Origin of the sequence: Cellulomonas sp. APG4, assembly GCF_009996735.1 — a bacterium.
Lineage (GTDB): Bacteria > Actinomycetota > Actinomycetes > Actinomycetales > Cellulomonadaceae > Actinotalea.
In genome coordinates, this window is the sequence record NZ_JAACYI010000015.1 from 22,822 (window position 1) to 38,253 (window position 15,432).

The following is a 15,432-nucleotide window of genomic DNA, read 5'->3' on the forward strand; positions in this document are numbered from 1 at the left end:
GGCCGGGAACTCAGCCGCGCCCGAACATGTCCCAGGGGAAGCCGCCGCGGTCCGGCAGCTGCTGCTGCTCCTGCTCCTGCTGCTGCGGCGTCTCCTCGTCGGCCTGACGCACCGCGAACGTCACCGTCACCTCGGTCGTCGAGCCGCCTCGCACCACGGTCAGCACCGCGGTGTCCCCCGCGCCGTGCTCGCGCACGTGCGCGGTGAGCGACTCGGCACCGCTCACGGGCGAGCCGTCGATCGCGACGACGACGTCTCCCGAGCGCAGCCCGGCGTCAGCGGCCGGGGAACCGTCGCTGACCTGCTCGACCTGGGCGCCGCGCCGGGTGGTGCCGTCGGCCGAGGCCGTGCCGTCCACGAGACCCACGCCGAGGAACGCGTGCTCGGCGGTCCCGTCGGTGATGAGCTGCTCGGCGATGCGGCTCGCGAGGTTGGACGGGATCGCGAAGCCGAGCCCGATCGAGCCGTTGCTCGAGCCGTCGGTCGCGATGGACGACGTGATCCCCACCACGGCCCCCTGCGCGTCGAACAGCGGGCCGCCGCTGTTGCCGGGATTGATCGCGGCGTCGATCTGGATCGCGTTGGTGACCACGGTCGAGCCGCCGTCGGAGGTCGACACCGGCCGGTCGACGGCCGAGACGATGCCCGTGGTCGCGGTGCTGTCGAGGCCCAGCGGGTTGCCCACGGCCATGACCGACTCCCCGACCTCGACCTCGTCCGAGCTGCCGATCTGCGCGGGAGCGAGGTCGGCGGGCGGGTCGACCAGGCGGATGACCGCGAGGTCGGTGGTGGGGTCGAGCCCCACGACCTCGGCCTCGTACACGCGGCCGTCGGACAGCGTGACCCGCAGGCCGTCGTCGACGGCGTCGCCCACGACGTGGTCGTTGGTCAGCACGTGCCCCTCGGTGTCGATGAGCACGCCCGAGCCCGTGCCTGCGCCCTGCGCGGTGCGCACGTCGATCGCGACCACCGACGGCCGCACGGCGTCCGCGACGGCCTCCCAGTCGGGCTGCTGCGAGCTCGAGCCGGCGACGGGCACCGTGGTCGACGTGGCGGGCTCCTCGGCCGCGCGGGTGGACGTGGTCGCCGGGGTCGCGTCGAACGCGCCCACGAGGCCCGCGGTCGCGAGGCTCGCGACGAGGGCGGCGCCCGTGGCCGTCCCGACGAGCGCGAGCCACGGCGTGCGTCGCGTCGCCGCGGCGGACGCGGGCGTCGGGGCCTGCGTGGCAGGGCCGTACGCGGGCGTGGGCGCCGATCCCCCGTCGGGCGTCCCGGCGGGAGCCGGCCCGGGGTGTCCGGGCGGTGCGAAGTGCGGGGCCTGCGGCGCCTGGGTGGGCACCACCTGGGTGGGCTGCTGGGGGTCGGTGGGTCCGGTCTGCTGCGTCATGGGTCCTCCTCGGGTGTCGCACCCCAGGAGACCCCATGGGCCTTGTCGCAGGCTGGGCCGCACCTGGGAGGTTCCTGGGAACCTCAGGCACCCCGCAGGGTGGAGTCGTCGGCGAGGCGTTCGGCCACGGCCCGCGCGACCGCGCGGTCGAGAGCGCGCCGGCCCACGCGGTCGACGACGGCCTCCACGACGCGCACCCCACGCACCTGCGCACGCAGCGCGCCCTCGAGCGCGACCTCGTCGTGGACCCGCACGTGGGGCACGCCGTAACCCGCGCACAGCGCCGCGAGGTCGGCACCGTGGGGCGTGCCGAAGACCCGCTCGAACACTCCCTCGCCACCCTCCTGACCGTGCTCGAGGGTCGCGAAGATCGAGCCGCCGTCGTCGTTGGCGACCACGAGCGTGAGGTCGGGACGCTGCTCGAGCGGGCCCACGAGCAGTCCCCCGACGTCGTGCAGGAACGTCAGGTCGCCCACGAGCGCGCGCACGGGGCGCCCGAGCCCGAGGCCCACGCCGACGGCCGTCGAGACGACGCCGTCGATGCCCGCGAGCCCGCGGTTCGCGTGCACCAGGGGCGGCTCGTCCCAGGCCGCGACGAGGGCCAGGTCACGCACCGGGTTGCTGGACCCGACCACGAGCACGTCGTCGCGTCCGCAGGCCCTCGCCACGGTGCGCGCGACCACGGGACCCGTGAGGCGGTCGGTCGTCGCCAGCACGTGGGCGACGGCGTCCGACGCGAGCGCACCCGCCTGCGCCCAGGCCTCGGCCCAGCCCTCGGGCCCTGTCCCCGGGAGCCCCGCACGCAGCTCGTCGGGGACGCCCGCCAGCACGCGGTCGGCCGCGCGCGGTGCGTCGGTCCACTCCGGGTCCGGGCCGCCCACCACGACCGTCTCGACGTCCTCGCGCGCGAGCAGCCTCTGGACGGCACGGTCGAGGGTCGGTCGCCCGAGGACGAGGACGCGCTCGACGGCGTCGGCGAGGGGCGAGGTCAGCACGTGCCGGTAGGCGCGCACCAGCCGTGGTCCGCCGGCGGCCCCCGAGCTCGGCTCGGCCACGAGCGGCCAGCCGTTGGCCTCGGCGACCTCGCGGGCCACCGGCCCGGCACCGTCGCCGGCGACCACGAGCGTGCGCGGCGCGGGCGACCAGCCCGGGTCGGACGGCGGTGCGGGCACCCGCGGCTCGACCACGGGCACGCCCTCGCGCGCGCGCGCCGGCCAGGGCGCCCCGTCGGGCACGAGCGGCTCGCGGAAGGCGAGGTTCAGGTGCACGGGGCCCGGGCGGGCCGTGCGCAGCCCGAGCGCCGTCGCGACCGCTCGCACGCCCACGTGGCGGATGTCGCGGTCCTCCCCCGGCCGCCCCGTGGGCGCGGGGACGTCCAGCGTGCGCAGCGCGGGCGGCAGCAGGCCCACCTGGTCGGTGGTCTGGTTCGCACCCGTGCCGCGCAGCTCGTGCGGACGGTCGGCCGTCAGGAGCAGCAGCGGGAGGCCCGCGTGGCGCGCCTCGAGCGTCGCGGGCAGCAGGTTCGCGACGGCCGTGCCCGACGTCGTCACGACGGCCACCGGGCGCGACGAGCCCTCGGCCCGGGCGGCCGCCGCGAGGCCGAGCGCGAGGAACGCGGCGGCTCGCTCGTCGACACGGACGTGCAGTCGCAGGGCCGGCGCGTGCGGGTCGCGCACGCGGTCGTCGGCCGCGGCCTCCGCGACCGCGTAGGCGAGCGGGGCCGAGCGCGACCCCGGCGCGAGCACCACGTCGCGCAGGCCGAGGCCCGCGAGCGCCTGGAGCAGCACGCGCGCCGCGTGCACGGCGGGCGAGGGCACCGCGGGCGAGGGTACGGCCGGCGGAGGCGGGGCGGGCGCGCTCATGCGGCCTCCTCGACGGCCGCGACCCGGGCACGCCAGCGCGCCTCGAGCTCGGGTGGCGCCGCGTGCGCACGGAGCAGCGCGGGATCCGCCTCGATCCGGCGGACCTCGATCGCGCCGTCGCACGGGAGGAGGGACGGGGCGACGTCGTCGGCCAGGAGGTGCGCGGTCGCGAGCCCGCACGCGTGCTCGAGCTCGGGCAGGGCTGCGGCGAGCGCGAGCCCTGCGGCGAGCCCGACGGAGGTCTCGAGTGCCGACGACACCACGACCGGCAGGCCGACCTGCTCGGCGAGCCGGAGGCATGCGCGCACGCCACCGAGCGGCTGCACCTTGAGGACGATGACGTCCGCGGCCTGCGCCCGCACCACCGCGAGCGGGTCGGCCGCGCGACGGATCGACTCGTCGGCGGCGACGGGTACGTGAGACCCGCGCCGGACGGCCGCGAGCTCCTCGACGCTCGCGCACGGCTGCTCGACGTACTCGAGCCCGCCCGCGGCTCGGTCGAGCACGCGCAGCCGTGCGCGCGCCGTGCCGACGTCCCACGCGCCGTTGGCGTCGACGCGGATGCGCCCGTCCGGACCCAGGGCGTCGCGCACGGCCTCGAGCCGCTCGACCTCGTCCACCTCGGTCTGGCCCGGCTCGGCGACCTTGACCTTCGCGGTGCGGCACCCGCCCGAGCCGCGCACGATCGCGTGCGCACGGACGCCGTCGACCGCGGGCACCGTGACGTTCACCGGGACGCGGGTGCGCACGGGCGTGGGCCACCCCTCGTCGGCAGCCTCGACCGCAGCGGCCCACCACGCACGCGCCTCGGCGTCGTCGTAGTCCCAGAACGGGGAGAACTCGCCCCAGCCGGCCGGGCCGCGCAGGAGCACCCCGTCGCGCTCGGTCAGGCCGCGGAACCGCGTCCGCAGGCCGACGCGGTAGACGTGCAGGTCACGACTCACTCGGCCACCGTAGTCACGTCGCTCGCCGTCACGTCACCGCCCCCGCCCGCAGCGGCGGCGGCCTCGTCGCCGCCGAACAGGTGCAGCCCCACGATGCCCGCGACGATGAGCAGGATCGAGACGATCTTCCCGACCGACACGAGCTCATCCAGCCAGAGCATCCCGGCGACCGCGGTGACGACGGCGCCCACACCGGTCCACACGGCGTACGCGACCCCCACGGGGAGGGTGCGCAGGGCCCAGCCGAGGCCCGCCATCGAGAGCACGAGCAGCACGCCGAACGCGATCGTCGGGCCGAGGCGCGTGAAGCCCTCGGACGCCTTGAGGCTCAGAGCCCAACCGGCCTCGAGCAGTCCTGACACGATGAGCACGGCCCAGGCCATGTTCTCTCCCGTCGTCGTGCCGGGTCGTCCCGTCACGGGTCTGGCGTCGCCTGGCCGGGCCGTCCCGGCGGGGGTCGCCACGACGGCGACCCGCGGTCGATGCTAGCGGCGCGCTGGCTACTGTGACGCCCATGAGCTCGCTGCCCGCCCCCGTCTCGCAGACCTTCGACCCTCGGCGCTGGCGCACGGTCGCGGGGTTCGAGGACCTCGTCGACCTCACGTACCACCGGGGGGTCGACCGCACGGGTCCGGACGAGCGCGACCTGCCGGTGGTCCGCGTCGCGTTCGACCGCCCCGAGGTGCGCAACGCCTTCCGCCCCGGCACCGTCGACGAGCTCTACCGCGTGCTCGACCACGCACGGCAGAGTCCCGACGTGGGCGTCGTGCTGCTCACGGGCAACGGCCCGAGCCCCAAGGACGGCGGCTGGGCGTTCTGCTCGGGCGGCGACCAGCGGATCCGCGGCCGCGACGGCTACCGCTACGCCGACGGCGAGACGGCGGACGCGATCGACCCGGCGCGCGCCGGTCGCCTGCACGTGCTCGAGGTGCAGCGTCTCATCCGCACCATGCCCAAGGTGGTCGTCGCCGTCGTCGACGGCTGGGCCGCGGGCGGCGGGCACTCGCTGCACGTGGTCGCGGACCTGACGATCGCGTGCCGCGAGCACGGCCGCTTCAAGCAGACCGACGCCGACGTCGGCTCGTTCGACGGCGGCTACGGCTCGGCCTACCTCGCACGTCAGGTGGGCCAGAAGCGTGCGCGCGAGATCTTCTTCCTCGCTCGCGAGTACTCGGCCGACGACGCCGAGCGCTGGGGGGCGGTCAACGAGGTCGCCGACCACGACGCGCTCGAGCAGCTCGCGCTGGCGTACGCGCGGACGATCGCGGGCAAGTCCCCGCAGGCCGTGCGGATGCTGAAGTTCGCCTTCAACCTCGCGGACGACGGCCTCATGGGCCAGCAGGTCTTCGCGGGGGAGGCGACGCGGCTCGCCTACATGACGGACGAGGCGGTCGAGGGCCGGGACGCGTTCCTCGAGAAGCGGACGCCCGACTGGTCGGGCTTCCCGTACCACTTCTGAGCGCCCCACCCACGGCGGGGTCGCCGTGGGCGGCCCGTCAGCCCGCGCTGAGCAGCCAGACGCCGAAGTCGAGGACGTCCTTGAGGGCGATCCCGGCGACGACGACCACGCCGAGCAGCAGCGCGAACGCGACGGTCACGGGGACCACCGAACGCAGGGTGTCGTGGGGCCGTTCCTCGTCGCCCCGCGGGGCGTCGGCGGGCTCGTGGTCGAGGTGGTGGTGGACGGTGATCTGGGCCATGGCACCAGCCTGCTCCGGGGCACCCGGCCCGCGGATCGGCCCCTGGGACCCACCTGCACGTCGGCCCCTCCGCCCGGGGTGGGGCGCAGGGGCCGACGGGTCATCCTCAGGTCGTAGGGGTCAGCTCACGGTGAGCGAGCCCGAGCCCAGGGGGACCAGCTCGACCCAGGTGTTGCCGGGCGCGAGCGTCAACGGCTCGCCGGCCTCGTCGAGCAGCACGAGCGGCGCCTCGGGCGACTCCTTGGACCACGTGCCGTCGAGGTACTTGCCTCCGGTCGCGACCGTCGCGGAACCCGAGCCCACGAGCTCGTAGGTGGGCACCGCCGCACCGCCCTGCGCGCGGAAGCCGCTCGCGACGTGCGCGGCGTCGATCGCCACGACGTTGACCGCGGAGAGCCGATCGCCGTCGGGCGTGGTCGCGGGCGTCGAGCCCTCGGCACGCAGCCACCTGCCGGCCTCCGCATCCCACGTCCACGTGGGGCGGGCCTGGGAGGACATCCGGAACGCGAGCGTGGTCGCGGGGGCCCCGGCCACCACGGCCGAGGCGTCCTCGGCCGTGCGCGCGAACGCGAACTGCTCGGCCGGCGGCGCCGAGTGACCCGCGTCGGCCGCGGCCCAGAACGTCTCGGGCTCGCCGTAGACGTTGTGCGGCGCCCGGCGGAAACTCACGCGGTACATGCCGGGCGCACCGGCGTCGTGGCTGAGCGACTGCACGCCGCTGCCCTGGACCTGGCTGAGGATCCCGGACTGACCGCCCGAGTAGGCGAGCAGGCCCTGGAGCGGCGCCACGACGAGCGGGTCCATGGGGCGCACCGAGCGGATCGGCCCCACCTCGGCGGGGACCTGCGAGTGGAAGACCGCGATGAACCGCGAGACCTCGAACTCGACGATCGTCTCCCACACCACGTCCGCCTGGTCCAGACCCGTCTGCGGGCGGGCCGAGGTGGTGTTCTCGACCTTGACGGCGAGCGCCGGGCGCGCGGCGACCTCCTCGGTCTCGACGCCGGTGAGCGGCCACACCACCGGGATCACGGGCTCGGGCGGCGCCGAACGGTCGGCCTCGACCGTGGGCGTCACGGTGACCGGAGCCGGCACCTCGGGCTCTGCGGGCGAGCACGCCGCGAGGAGGGCGGTCGCGAGCACGGCGAGGGCGACGGTCGCGCGGGACCGGCGCGGTGTGCGGGTGTGGGTCGTGGGCAGGGCCACGGGGCATCTCCTTCGCGCCGGCGGACCGGCTCGTTCGCGTACGTCAGCGCGGTCGCGGATGACCGCGGTGCGAGGCCCGCACGGGCCGGGCACCGCCCAACTGTACGGCGCGCCTAGGGTGAGGACGTGGAACGCGCCCTCCTCCCGGTGCCCGCGGGGACGCCCGACGACGGCTCGGTGACCCGTCTGCTGAGCGCGCTCGAGGCTGCGCTCGAGGGCACCGGACCCGCGCTCGCGCCCGGGCGGCCGCGGTTCGAGGCCGAGGGTGACCGCGCGGGTGACGCCGACGGCGGCGCCACCCGTGCCGGGCACGTGACGGTGCCCGGGGAGGTCGCCGTCGTGCTGCGGACGTCGGGCTCGACGGGCGACCCGCGCGACGTGATGATCGACGCCGCGGCCCTGCACGCCTCGGCCCGTGCCACCCACGCCCGGCTCGGCGGCCCCGGCCGGTGGGTGCTCGCCCTGCCCACCGACCATGTCGCGGGCGTCCAGGTGCTCGTGCGGTCGCTCGACGCCGGCCGGGCACCCGTGGTGGTGCGCCCGGGCAGGTTCGACCCGGCGGCCCTCGCGTCGGCGGTCGCGCGCGCCGCCGCCGACGGTGCGCCCGTGCACACCGCGCTCGTCCCGACCCAGCTGCACCGCGTGGTCGAGGCCGCGGGCGACGCGCTCACCGGCGACCTCGCACCGCTCCTCGACCTCACCTCGGTGCTCGTGGGCGGCGCCGGGACGCCCGCGCCGCTGCTCGACCGCGCCCATGCGCTGGGCCTGCCCGTGATCACCACCTACGGCATGACCGAGACCGCGGGCGGCTGCGTGTACGACGGGACCCCGCTCGACGGCGTGAGCGTGCGCACCGAGCCCGACGGCCGCGTGCTCCTCGCGGGCCCGGTGCTCGCCCGCGGCGTGCTGGGACGACCCGAGCTCGACGCCCGGCTGTTCGTCGAGCACGACGGGCGCCGCTGGCTGCGCACGACCGACGTGGGTGAGATGACGCACGGCGCGCTGCGCGTGCTGGGCCGCGCGGACGACGTGATCGTCACCGGGGGTGTCAACGTGGCACCCGCGGCGGTCGAGGACGTCATCACGGCCCTCGCCGGCGTCCGCGGGGCGTGCGTGGTCGGGGTCCCCGACCCGGAGTGGGGCCGCTCGGTGGTCGCCGTCGTCGTCCCGGCGGGGGCGGCGCCCTCGCTCGACCAGGTGCGCGACGCCGTGCGCCGTAGGCTGGGACCCGCGGCCGCTCCGCGGCACCTCGTGCTCGTCGACGCCCTCCCGGAACGGGGGCCCGGCAAGACCGACCGGGCCGGGGCGGCACGACTGGCAGCCCACCGCCTCGCCGTCGGCCCGGAGGGGCTGAGCGCCCCGTAGACCGCCGGCCCGTCCGGCCCCGCACGCAGCCGGCCCGACCGGCCCGACCTCCGGAGGACCATGGCCACGCCCGCCGAGTGGCTCGAGGGAGCCCGCCCGCGCACGCTGCCCGCCGCCGTCGCGCCCGTCCTCGTGGGGACCGGCGCGGCCGCGCAGCTCGGTGCCGCCTCGGTGGGCCGCGCGCTGCTCGCCGCGGGCGTCGCCCTCGCGCTCCAGGTGGGCGTCAACTACGCGAACGACTACTCGGACGGCGTGCGCGGCACCGACCTCGACCGCGTGGGCCCGCTGCGGCTCACCGCGTCCGGGGCCGCCCGGCCGGGCCACGTCCGTGCGGCGGCGTTCGGGGCGCTCGGCGTGGGCGCCGCGCTGGGGCTCGCGCTGGTCGCCGTGAGCGGCCACTGGTGGCTGCTCGCGGTGGGTGCGGCGTCGGTCGTCGCAGCCTGGTACTACACCGGCGGGCGGCGCCCCTACGGGTACCTCGGCCTGGGCGAGGTGGGCGTCTTCGTCTTCTTCGGCCTCGTCGCGACGCTCGGCACCACCTACACGCAGGCCGACCGGGTCTCCTGGGCGGCGGTCGCCGGGGCGACGGGCATCGGCCTGCTCGCCTGCGCGCTGCTCATGGTCAACAACATCCGCGACATCCCGACCGACGCCCCGGCCGGCAAGCGCACGCTCGCGGTACGCCTGGGAGACCGGCGCGCCCGGCGCGTGTACGCGGGACTCGTCGCGGTCGCGATCCTGCTGGGCCTCGCGTGCGCGCTCGTCGCGCCGTGGTCACTGCTGGTGCTGCTGCTGACCGTCCCCGCCGGGATCCTCGTGGGAACCGTCCTGCTCGGGGCGCGCGGCGTCCTGCTGCGCCCCGTCCTCGCCGCGACCGGCGCGCTCGAGCTCGCCTACGGCGTGCTGCTCGGCCTCGGCCTGGCCATGTGAGCGCGGCTGCGGGGCCGGCACGGTGCTCCGGCTCCCGAGCCGCTCGGCCTCGGCGTCCTCCGCGGCGTCGTCGGCATCGACGTGCGCGCTGATCCGCCGGCCTGAGGCACGCCGCCGCTCGGCGCGCTCGGCGAGCCACGTCGCCGCGGCCGCGCGCCGGCCGTTGAGCACGAGGTACGAGACCGCCCACGCGACCACCGTGGCGACGACCACCAGGAGCCAGCCACGCATGCCCACGGCCCAGCCCGCGACGACCGCGGCGACGAGCAGGGCCAGCCTGAGCAGCGAGTAGACGACGAGGGGCACGGACCCAGCGTAGGCGCAGCCCGCTTACGCTGGAGTCATGCTCAGGGCCCTGGTCTACATCGTCCCCGTGGCGCTCGCCGTCTACGCGCTCGTCGACCTCGCACGCAGCCGCGAGGAGGAACGCTCGGGTCTGTCGGCGCTCGCGTGGGTCGCGATCGTGGTGCTGCTGCCGGTGGTGGGACCGATCGTCTGGATCGTGCTGAGCCGACGCGCAGCGGGGGCCCAGGGCGCTCGGCCGGGTGGTGGCGGTCGCCCAGGCCCGCGGCGTGGCGGGCCTGTCGCCCCCGACGACGACCCGGACTTCCTGTGGCGCCTCGAGCAGGAGCAGCGGCGCCGCCGGGCCCGCGACGAGACGGCCCCCGAGGACGAGTCGGGCGGCTCCTCCGCCTGAGACCTCAGCTCCCGCCGGGGACGCCGCCGTAGTCGTGCAGGCCCTGGAAGAACAGGTTCACGCCCGTGAAGTTGAAGACCACGGTCGCGAAGCCCACCACGACGAACCACGCAGCACGGCGACCCGACCAGCCACGCGTGGTCCGCGCGTGCAGGTAGGCCGCATAGACGACCCACACGACGAAGCTCCAGACCTCCTTGGGGTCCCAGCCCCAGTAGCGGCCCCACGTGTGCTCGGCCCACACGGCCCCCGCCATGACGGTGAACGTCCACAGGACGAAGCCCACCGCGGTGACGCGGAACGACAGGGCCTCGAGCTCACGCGTCGACGGCAGCACGTCGAGCGCCCGCCACCGCTCGCCCGCCAGGCGCGGGGAGCCCGCGGCGCGCGAGTCCTTGAGCAGGTGCAGCACGCTGGTCGCGAACGAGACGGCGAAGAGCCCCGTCGCGACGATCGCGATCGAGACGTGGATGACCAGCCAGTAGCTCTGCAGGGCGGGCTCGACGGCGCTCGCGGGCGTGTAGAAGACGGCGAGGCCCACGCCGAGCGCGAGCACGGCGATCCCGACGACGATCGTGCCGAGGAACCGCAGGTCCCGGCGCCGGCACAGCCCGAGGAACACCCCGACGGCGACGAGCGCGCCCACCAGGGCGAACTCGTACATGTTGGCCCACGGCACGCGCCCGGCCGCGAGGCCCCGCGTCACCGCGGCAGCGAGGTGCAGGCCGAAGCCCGCCGTCGTCGTCGCCATCGCGATGCCGACGGCGCGGGTGCGGCTCGCCAGCACCGCGGCCGGGGCGTCCGGCGCGTCGTCGGCGGCGGGTGGGACGCCCGGTGCGCCCGCGGTCGCGAGCACGGACCGGCCCGCACGGGCCCGCTCGACGCCCATCCGGTCGGCGAGGCGCGCGAGGTCCATCGCGAACGCGACCAGGGCGATCGCGTACGCCGTGGTCGCACCCCATGCCAGCAGCTGGCTGATCTCTCCGAGGCTCATTCCCGTCCTTCGTCCAGGTCCCGCACGGCGCGCAGCACGCGCTCGAGCTCGTCGGGCAGCCCGACGTCGTCCCCGCGCGCGAGGGCCGCCGCGCCGACCACTGTACGTCCGTCCCGCTCGGTCACCCGGAGCCAGATCCGGCGCCGGGGCGTGAAGAGCGACACCGCGAGGCCCACGAGCGCGGCGACGGCGAACCCCGCGAGCCACGGCAGGGCCGGGTCGTGCCGCAGGTCGAGCGCGACGAACCGCGGCAGGTCCGTCCACGTGAGGGTGCCCAGGCCGTCGGGCAGCTCGACCGGCGTCCCCGGCTCGACGACGAGGGTCACGGGCGTCCCCGCGTCGTCGACCGCCTGCGTCATCGCCTCCGAGTCGAGCTCGTAGACGTTCTGGGGCACGCCGTCGTCGAGCCCCAGGTCACCGGACCACACCGTGAGCACGAGGCGGGGGTCCGCCGGCTGCGGGAACACCGAGCGCACACCCAGGGGGGTGACCTCGGCCGTGGGCAGGAGGTAGCCGACGAGGCCGATCTGCGGCCCGGTCGAGACGTCGGGCACCTTGATGACCCCGCGCGAGGTGTAGACGCCGTCCTCGGGGAGGAACGGCACGGCCCCCGCGAACGCGAGCTCACCCGCGGCGTCCCGGATCTCGACCGTGGGCGCGTAGCCGTTGCCCTGCAGGTAGATCTTGGCCCCGCCGGCCGTGATCGGGTGGTTCACGCGGATCTCCCGCTGGCGCGGCTCACCGCCCGTCGAAGGGTCGATGAGCGTGACGTCGGCGACGAAGTCGCGCGGGCGGGCGTCGGCGAAGAAGTCGGCCGTGAAACGGTCGAGCCGCATGGTGAACGGGACGAGCGTGGACGCGTCGAAGAACGTCCCGGCCTCGAACGTGTCGTAGTCCGTGACCGCGTTGGCGAAGCCGCGACCCTCGACCACGATCGCCTGGCCGCGGTACTCGAGCATCTGCCCGGCCGCGACGCTCACGAGGATGCCCAGCAGGGCGAGGTGGAACGCGATGTTGCCCGTCTCGCGCAGGTAGCCGCGCTCGGCCGCGACGGTCGCGGCGACGCCGTCCCGCGGCGACCGCTCGACCTCGGTGCGGAACCGCGGCAGGCGCGCGAGGGGCCCGCGCAGCACGGGCTCGACCGCCGCGAGCACCTGCGCGGGCGTCGCGTCGGTCACCACCTCGTCGTGCACCGCGAAGCGCTCCAGCCGGCGCGGCACGCGCGGCGGCCGCGCGCGCACGGCCCGCAGGTGCAGCCGCAGCCGCGGCACGATGCAGCCGACGAGCGAGACGAAGAGCAGCAGGTAGACGGCCGAGAACCACACGCTCGCGTAGACGTCGAAGAAGCCGAGGCGGTCGAGCCACGGGCCCAGGCCCGGGTTGTCCTCGAGGTACCGCGCGACGTCGGCGGGCGACTGCGGGCGCTGCGGGAGCACCGACCCGGGCACGGCCACCACCGCGAGCAGCATCAGCAGCATGAGCGCGACGCGCATCGACGTGAGCTGGCGCCAGGTCCAGCGCAGCAGCCCCACGACGCCCACGGCCGGCAGCGTGGGCGCGTCGTCGGGCCGTGTGCCCGGTGGGCGGGGGGTCTGCTCGTCGCCCGCCATCACACGACCGTCTCGAAGCCGCCGACGAGGCCCTGGAGCGACTGGGTCCACGCGGCCCACACGCCCGTGACCAGGGCGAGCCCGACGAGCACGAGCACCACGCCGCCGGCTCGCATGAGCAGCACGCGGTGGTCACGCAGCACGCGCAGCACCCGGGTCGAGCGCTCGAACGCGAGCGCGACCAGCACGAACGGCAGGCCCAGGCCCAGGCAGTACGCGACCGCGAGCGCGGCACCGCGGCCGGCCGACGCCTCGTCGAGCGCGAGGGTGTAGACCGCGATCAGGGTGGGCCCGATGCACGGGACCCACCCGAGGCCGAAGACGACGCCCAGCAGCGGCGCACCCCACAGGCCGGCCCGGGGCGCGAGGTGCAGGCGGCGCTCGCGCTGCCCCACGGGCAGCCAGCCCGCGAAGCTGAGTCCGAGCAGCACCACGACCACCCCGAGCACGCGGGTCACGACGTCGCTCGCGCGCAGCAGGCTCGCCCCCAGGGAACCCGCGAGCACCCCGAGCGCCACGAAGACCACCGTGAAGCCGAGGACGAACAGCCCCATGCCCGCGAGCATCCGGCCGCGGCCGGCATCGGCGAGCCGTGCGGGTGCTGCGCCACCCGTGGCGCCCGACGACGTCCCGGTGGTCGCCCCGGCCATGCCGGTCACGTAGCCCAGGTAGCCGGGCACGAGCGGCAGGACGCACGGCGACGCGAACGACACGAGGCCCGCGAGCACGGCGAACGGCAGCGCGAGCAGCATCGACCCGCCGAGCACGGTCTGGGCGAACGTGTCCCCGATCGACAGCAGGGTCACGCGCCCTCGCCCTCGGCGAGCACGTCGTCGACGAGGCCGCGCAGCGTCGAGCCCTCGACCTTGCCGAGCACCCGGGCCGCGACCATGCCCTCGCGGTCGAGCACCACGGTGGTGGGCACGGCGTTGAGCACGACGACGCCCTGGAGCGCCGCCACCGCGGCGCCGTCGGCGTCGTGCAGCGACGGGTAGGGCACCTCGAACGTGCGCTCGAAGGCCAGCGCTGCGCCCGCGTCGTCGGTCGAGTTGATGCCGAGCAGGTGCACGCCGTCGTCGGCGTACTCCTCGGCGACGGCCACGAGGTCGGGTGCCTCGGCGCGGCACGGCGGGCAGGCGGCGTACCAGGTGTTGAGGACCACGACGTCACCGGCCCAGTCGGCGGTGTCCACGGCCTCGCCGTCGAAGTCGAGCCCGCTGACGGTCACGGGGCCCTCGCGCTCGCCCACCGGCCACGTCGTCACCGACGTGTCCGCCGAGACGTAGCCCGCACGCTCGCCGTCGTCGGTGAAGCCTCCGCCCACCTGCGAGCCGCAGCCCGCGAGCGCCGCGACGAGCACCAGCGCGGCGGCGGTGCGCGCGCGCCGGGCGGCGCGGCGCGGCGCGGGGGCGGTCCGGCTCATGCGCCCGGCACCTGCCGCGCGCCGGGCAGCAGGTCGCCCGCGGGCTCGGAGTAGGTGACCCCCGTGAAGGCGCCGTCGGTCCAGTGCAGCGAGGTCAGCGACGCGACGCTGCACTCGCGACGCCGCGGGTCGTGCCAGAGCCGGCGGCCCTCGAGCGCCTGCCGCGTCACCCAGATGGGAAGCTGGTGGCTCACGACGACGGCCTCGTGGCCGGCCGCCGCGTCGCGAGCCGCGGCGATGCCCGCGAGCATCCGGGCGACCTGGGCGCGGTACGGCTCACCCCACGAGGGCCGGAACGGGTTCCACAGCCGCGGCCAGTGGCGCGGGTAGCGCAGCGAGCCGTCGCCGACGCCGAACGTCATTCCCTCGAAGTGGTTCTCGGCCTCGAGGAAGCGCTCGTCGGTCGCGACCTCGAGCCCGAACGCGGCGGCGAGCGGTGCCGCGGTCTCCTGCGCGCGCTGGAGGGGTGAGGCGACCACGTGCACGACGTCGTGCCGTGCGCCGCCCTCGGCGCCGGACAGGTGGGCCGCGACCCGCTCGGCCATCGCGAGGCCGCGCTCGGAGAGCCGGTAGCCCTCGAGGCGTCCGTAGAGGATGCCCTCGGGGTTGTGGACCTCGCCGTGCCGGAGCAGGTGGACCGTCGTGGTGGTGGGCATGGGCCCATTGTCGCTCACGCGCACGCGTGCACGGGAATCGCGCGGCGGCACCGGCCGCCCGGCGCGGTCAGCCCGTGACGTCGCTCGCGTCGCGCGCCGGGCCGCGTGCGACGGCGCCCATCGCCTCGCCCAGCGCCGCGAACTGCCCCGCGGGCAGCAGGTCCACGAGGTTCTCGCGCACGGCGCGCACGTGCCCGGGAGCGCTGCGCACGAGGAGCTGCCAGCCGGCCTCCGTCATCACGCAGTTGACCCCGCGGCCGTCGTCGAGGCACGTACGACGGTCGACCAGGCCGCGCTTCTGCATGCGGGTGACGGTGTGCGTGACGCGGCTGCGCGAGTGCATGAGCGAGGCGGCGAGCTCGGACATGCGGATGGTGCGCAACGGTGCCTCGGACAGGCGCACGAGGATCTCGTACTCGCTGAGCGAGATGCCCGCGTCCTCCTCGAGCTGGCGGTTGAGCGCCTCGGCGAGGCGCGCGCTCCCCAGCAGGTACGAGCGCCATGCGACCTGCTCGTCGGCCGTGAGCCAGCGCGGCTCGTCCGCGGGTCCCACGGCCTGCGCGGGACGGGGGGTCGTCTCGGCCATGGTGGTCCCCTCTCCGTCCTGTCGGGGCACCCGGGTGCGGACCGGGTGCGTCGCGTGTGCGTCGCGTCGCGC

Annotated in this window: 16 protein-coding genes and 1 pseudogene; 4 read left to right on the forward strand and 13 right to left on the reverse strand. The window is 76.1% G+C overall.

What is annotated here, in order from left to right:
• Nucleotides 1–10: 10 nt before the first annotated feature.
• The 4 genes from GXB85_RS11845 to GXB85_RS11860 all read right to left on the reverse strand — a co-directional run bounded on the left by GXB85_RS11845 (nucleotide 11) and on the right by GXB85_RS11860 (nucleotide 4,612).
• Nucleotides 11–1,387, reverse strand: a complete 1,377-nt coding sequence (locus GXB85_RS11845; RefSeq protein ID WP_161917865.1) for a S1C family serine protease — start codon at nucleotides 1,385–1,387, stop codon at nucleotides 11–13.
• An 83-nt stretch (nucleotides 1,388–1,470) separates the two neighbouring features.
• Nucleotides 1,471–3,249, reverse strand: coding sequence for a 2-succinyl-5-enolpyruvyl-6-hydroxy-3-cyclohexene-1-carboxylic-acid synthase (menD, locus tag GXB85_RS11850; protein ID WP_161917866.1), 1,779 nt, complete (start codon nucleotides 3,247–3,249; stop codon nucleotides 1,471–1,473).
• On the reverse strand, nucleotides 3,246–4,193 hold the full coding sequence (locus GXB85_RS11855) for an o-succinylbenzoate synthase (protein ID WP_161917867.1): 948 nt from the start codon (nucleotides 4,191–4,193) through the stop codon (nucleotides 3,246–3,248). Before GXB85_RS11855 ends, menD begins: the two co-directional genes overlap by 4 nt.
• Nucleotides 4,190–4,612 (reverse strand): multidrug efflux SMR transporter, encoded by a 423-nt coding sequence (locus GXB85_RS11860; RefSeq protein WP_370524198.1) that lies wholly within the window; start codon nucleotides 4,610–4,612, stop codon nucleotides 4,190–4,192. Before GXB85_RS11860 ends, GXB85_RS11855 begins: the two co-directional genes overlap by 4 nt.
• 95 nt (nucleotides 4,613–4,707) lie before the next feature.
• Here GXB85_RS11860 and GXB85_RS11865 point away from each other — a divergent pair, with 95 nt between their 5' ends.
• The gene (locus GXB85_RS11865) at nucleotides 4,708–5,652 is read left to right on the forward strand and encodes a 1,4-dihydroxy-2-naphthoyl-CoA synthase (protein ID WP_161917868.1); all 945 of its coding nucleotides are present in this window, start codon (nucleotides 4,708–4,710) and stop codon (nucleotides 5,650–5,652) included.
• 37 nt (nucleotides 5,653–5,689) lie between these two features.
• Here the strand turns inward: GXB85_RS11865 and GXB85_RS11870 are convergent, their stop codons facing one another.
• Both GXB85_RS11870 and GXB85_RS11875 read right to left on the reverse strand, forming a co-directional pair.
• Nucleotides 5,690–5,893 (reverse strand): hypothetical protein, encoded by a 204-nt coding sequence (locus tag GXB85_RS11870; RefSeq protein ID WP_161917869.1) that lies wholly within the window; start codon nucleotides 5,891–5,893, stop codon nucleotides 5,690–5,692.
• A 120-nt stretch (nucleotides 5,894–6,013) separates the two neighbouring features.
• Entirely contained in the window at nucleotides 6,014–7,099 is a 1,086-nt protein-coding gene (locus tag GXB85_RS11875; RefSeq protein WP_370524199.1) for a DUF3048 domain-containing protein, read from the reverse strand.
• Nucleotides 7,100–7,225: 126 nt separating this feature from the next.
• Between GXB85_RS11875 and GXB85_RS11880 the strand changes: the two genes are divergently transcribed.
• Together GXB85_RS11880 and GXB85_RS11885 are read left to right on the forward strand one after the other, a co-directional pair.
• Complete coding sequence (locus GXB85_RS11880; protein WP_161917870.1) at nucleotides 7,226–8,464, forward strand: AMP-binding protein; 1,239 nt, start codon at nucleotides 7,226–7,228, stop codon at nucleotides 8,462–8,464.
• 60 nt (nucleotides 8,465–8,524) lie between these two features.
• Complete coding sequence (locus GXB85_RS11885) at nucleotides 8,525–9,394, forward strand: 1,4-dihydroxy-2-naphthoate polyprenyltransferase (protein WP_161917871.1); 870 nt, start codon at nucleotides 8,525–8,527, stop codon at nucleotides 9,392–9,394.
• A gap of 123 nt (nucleotides 9,395–9,517) precedes the next feature.
• Here GXB85_RS11885 and GXB85_RS18570 read toward each other — a convergent pair.
• A pseudogene (locus GXB85_RS18570) lies at nucleotides 9,518–9,700 on the reverse strand (DUF4229 domain-containing protein); the annotation flags it as partial.
• Nucleotides 9,701–9,737: 37 nt separating this feature from the next.
• Here GXB85_RS18570 and GXB85_RS11895 point away from each other — a divergent pair.
• Nucleotides 9,738–10,091 (forward strand): PLD nuclease N-terminal domain-containing protein, encoded by a 354-nt coding sequence (locus GXB85_RS11895; protein ID WP_161917872.1) that lies wholly within the window; start codon nucleotides 9,738–9,740, stop codon nucleotides 10,089–10,091.
• Nucleotides 10,092–10,095: 4 nt separating this feature from the next.
• Here GXB85_RS11895 and ccsB read toward each other — a convergent pair whose 3' ends face one another.
• From ccsB to GXB85_RS11925, 6 genes are all read right to left on the reverse strand, one after another.
• The gene (gene ccsB, locus GXB85_RS11900) at nucleotides 10,096–11,085 is read right to left on the reverse strand and encodes a c-type cytochrome biogenesis protein CcsB (protein WP_161917873.1); all 990 of its coding nucleotides are present in this window, start codon (nucleotides 11,083–11,085) and stop codon (nucleotides 10,096–10,098) included.
• Nucleotides 11,082–12,695 (reverse strand): cytochrome c biogenesis protein ResB, encoded by a 1,614-nt coding sequence (locus GXB85_RS11905; protein ID WP_161917874.1) that lies wholly within the window; start codon nucleotides 12,693–12,695, stop codon nucleotides 11,082–11,084. Before GXB85_RS11905 ends, ccsB begins: the two co-directional genes overlap by 4 nt.
• Nucleotides 12,695–13,447: a cytochrome c biogenesis CcdA family protein gene (locus GXB85_RS11910; RefSeq protein WP_161917920.1), complete on the reverse strand. Its 753-nt coding sequence runs from the start codon at nucleotides 13,445–13,447 to the stop codon at nucleotides 12,695–12,697. The genes GXB85_RS11905 and GXB85_RS11910 overlap by 1 nt, the downstream gene beginning before the upstream one ends.
• A 50-nt stretch (nucleotides 13,448–13,497) precedes the next feature.
• The gene (locus tag GXB85_RS11915) at nucleotides 13,498–14,118 is read right to left on the reverse strand and encodes a TlpA disulfide reductase family protein (protein WP_161917875.1); all 621 of its coding nucleotides are present in this window, start codon (nucleotides 14,116–14,118) and stop codon (nucleotides 13,498–13,500) included.
• Nucleotides 14,115–14,774, reverse strand: coding sequence for a histidine phosphatase family protein (locus GXB85_RS11920; RefSeq protein ID WP_161917876.1), 660 nt, complete (start codon nucleotides 14,772–14,774; stop codon nucleotides 14,115–14,117). The genes GXB85_RS11915 and GXB85_RS11920 overlap by 4 nt, the downstream gene beginning before the upstream one ends.
• Nucleotides 14,775–14,841: 67 nt before the next feature.
• Nucleotides 14,842–15,360 (reverse strand): MarR family winged helix-turn-helix transcriptional regulator, encoded by a 519-nt coding sequence (locus GXB85_RS11925; RefSeq protein WP_161917877.1) that lies wholly within the window; start codon nucleotides 15,358–15,360, stop codon nucleotides 14,842–14,844.
• Nucleotides 15,361–15,432 lie beyond the last annotated feature (72 nt).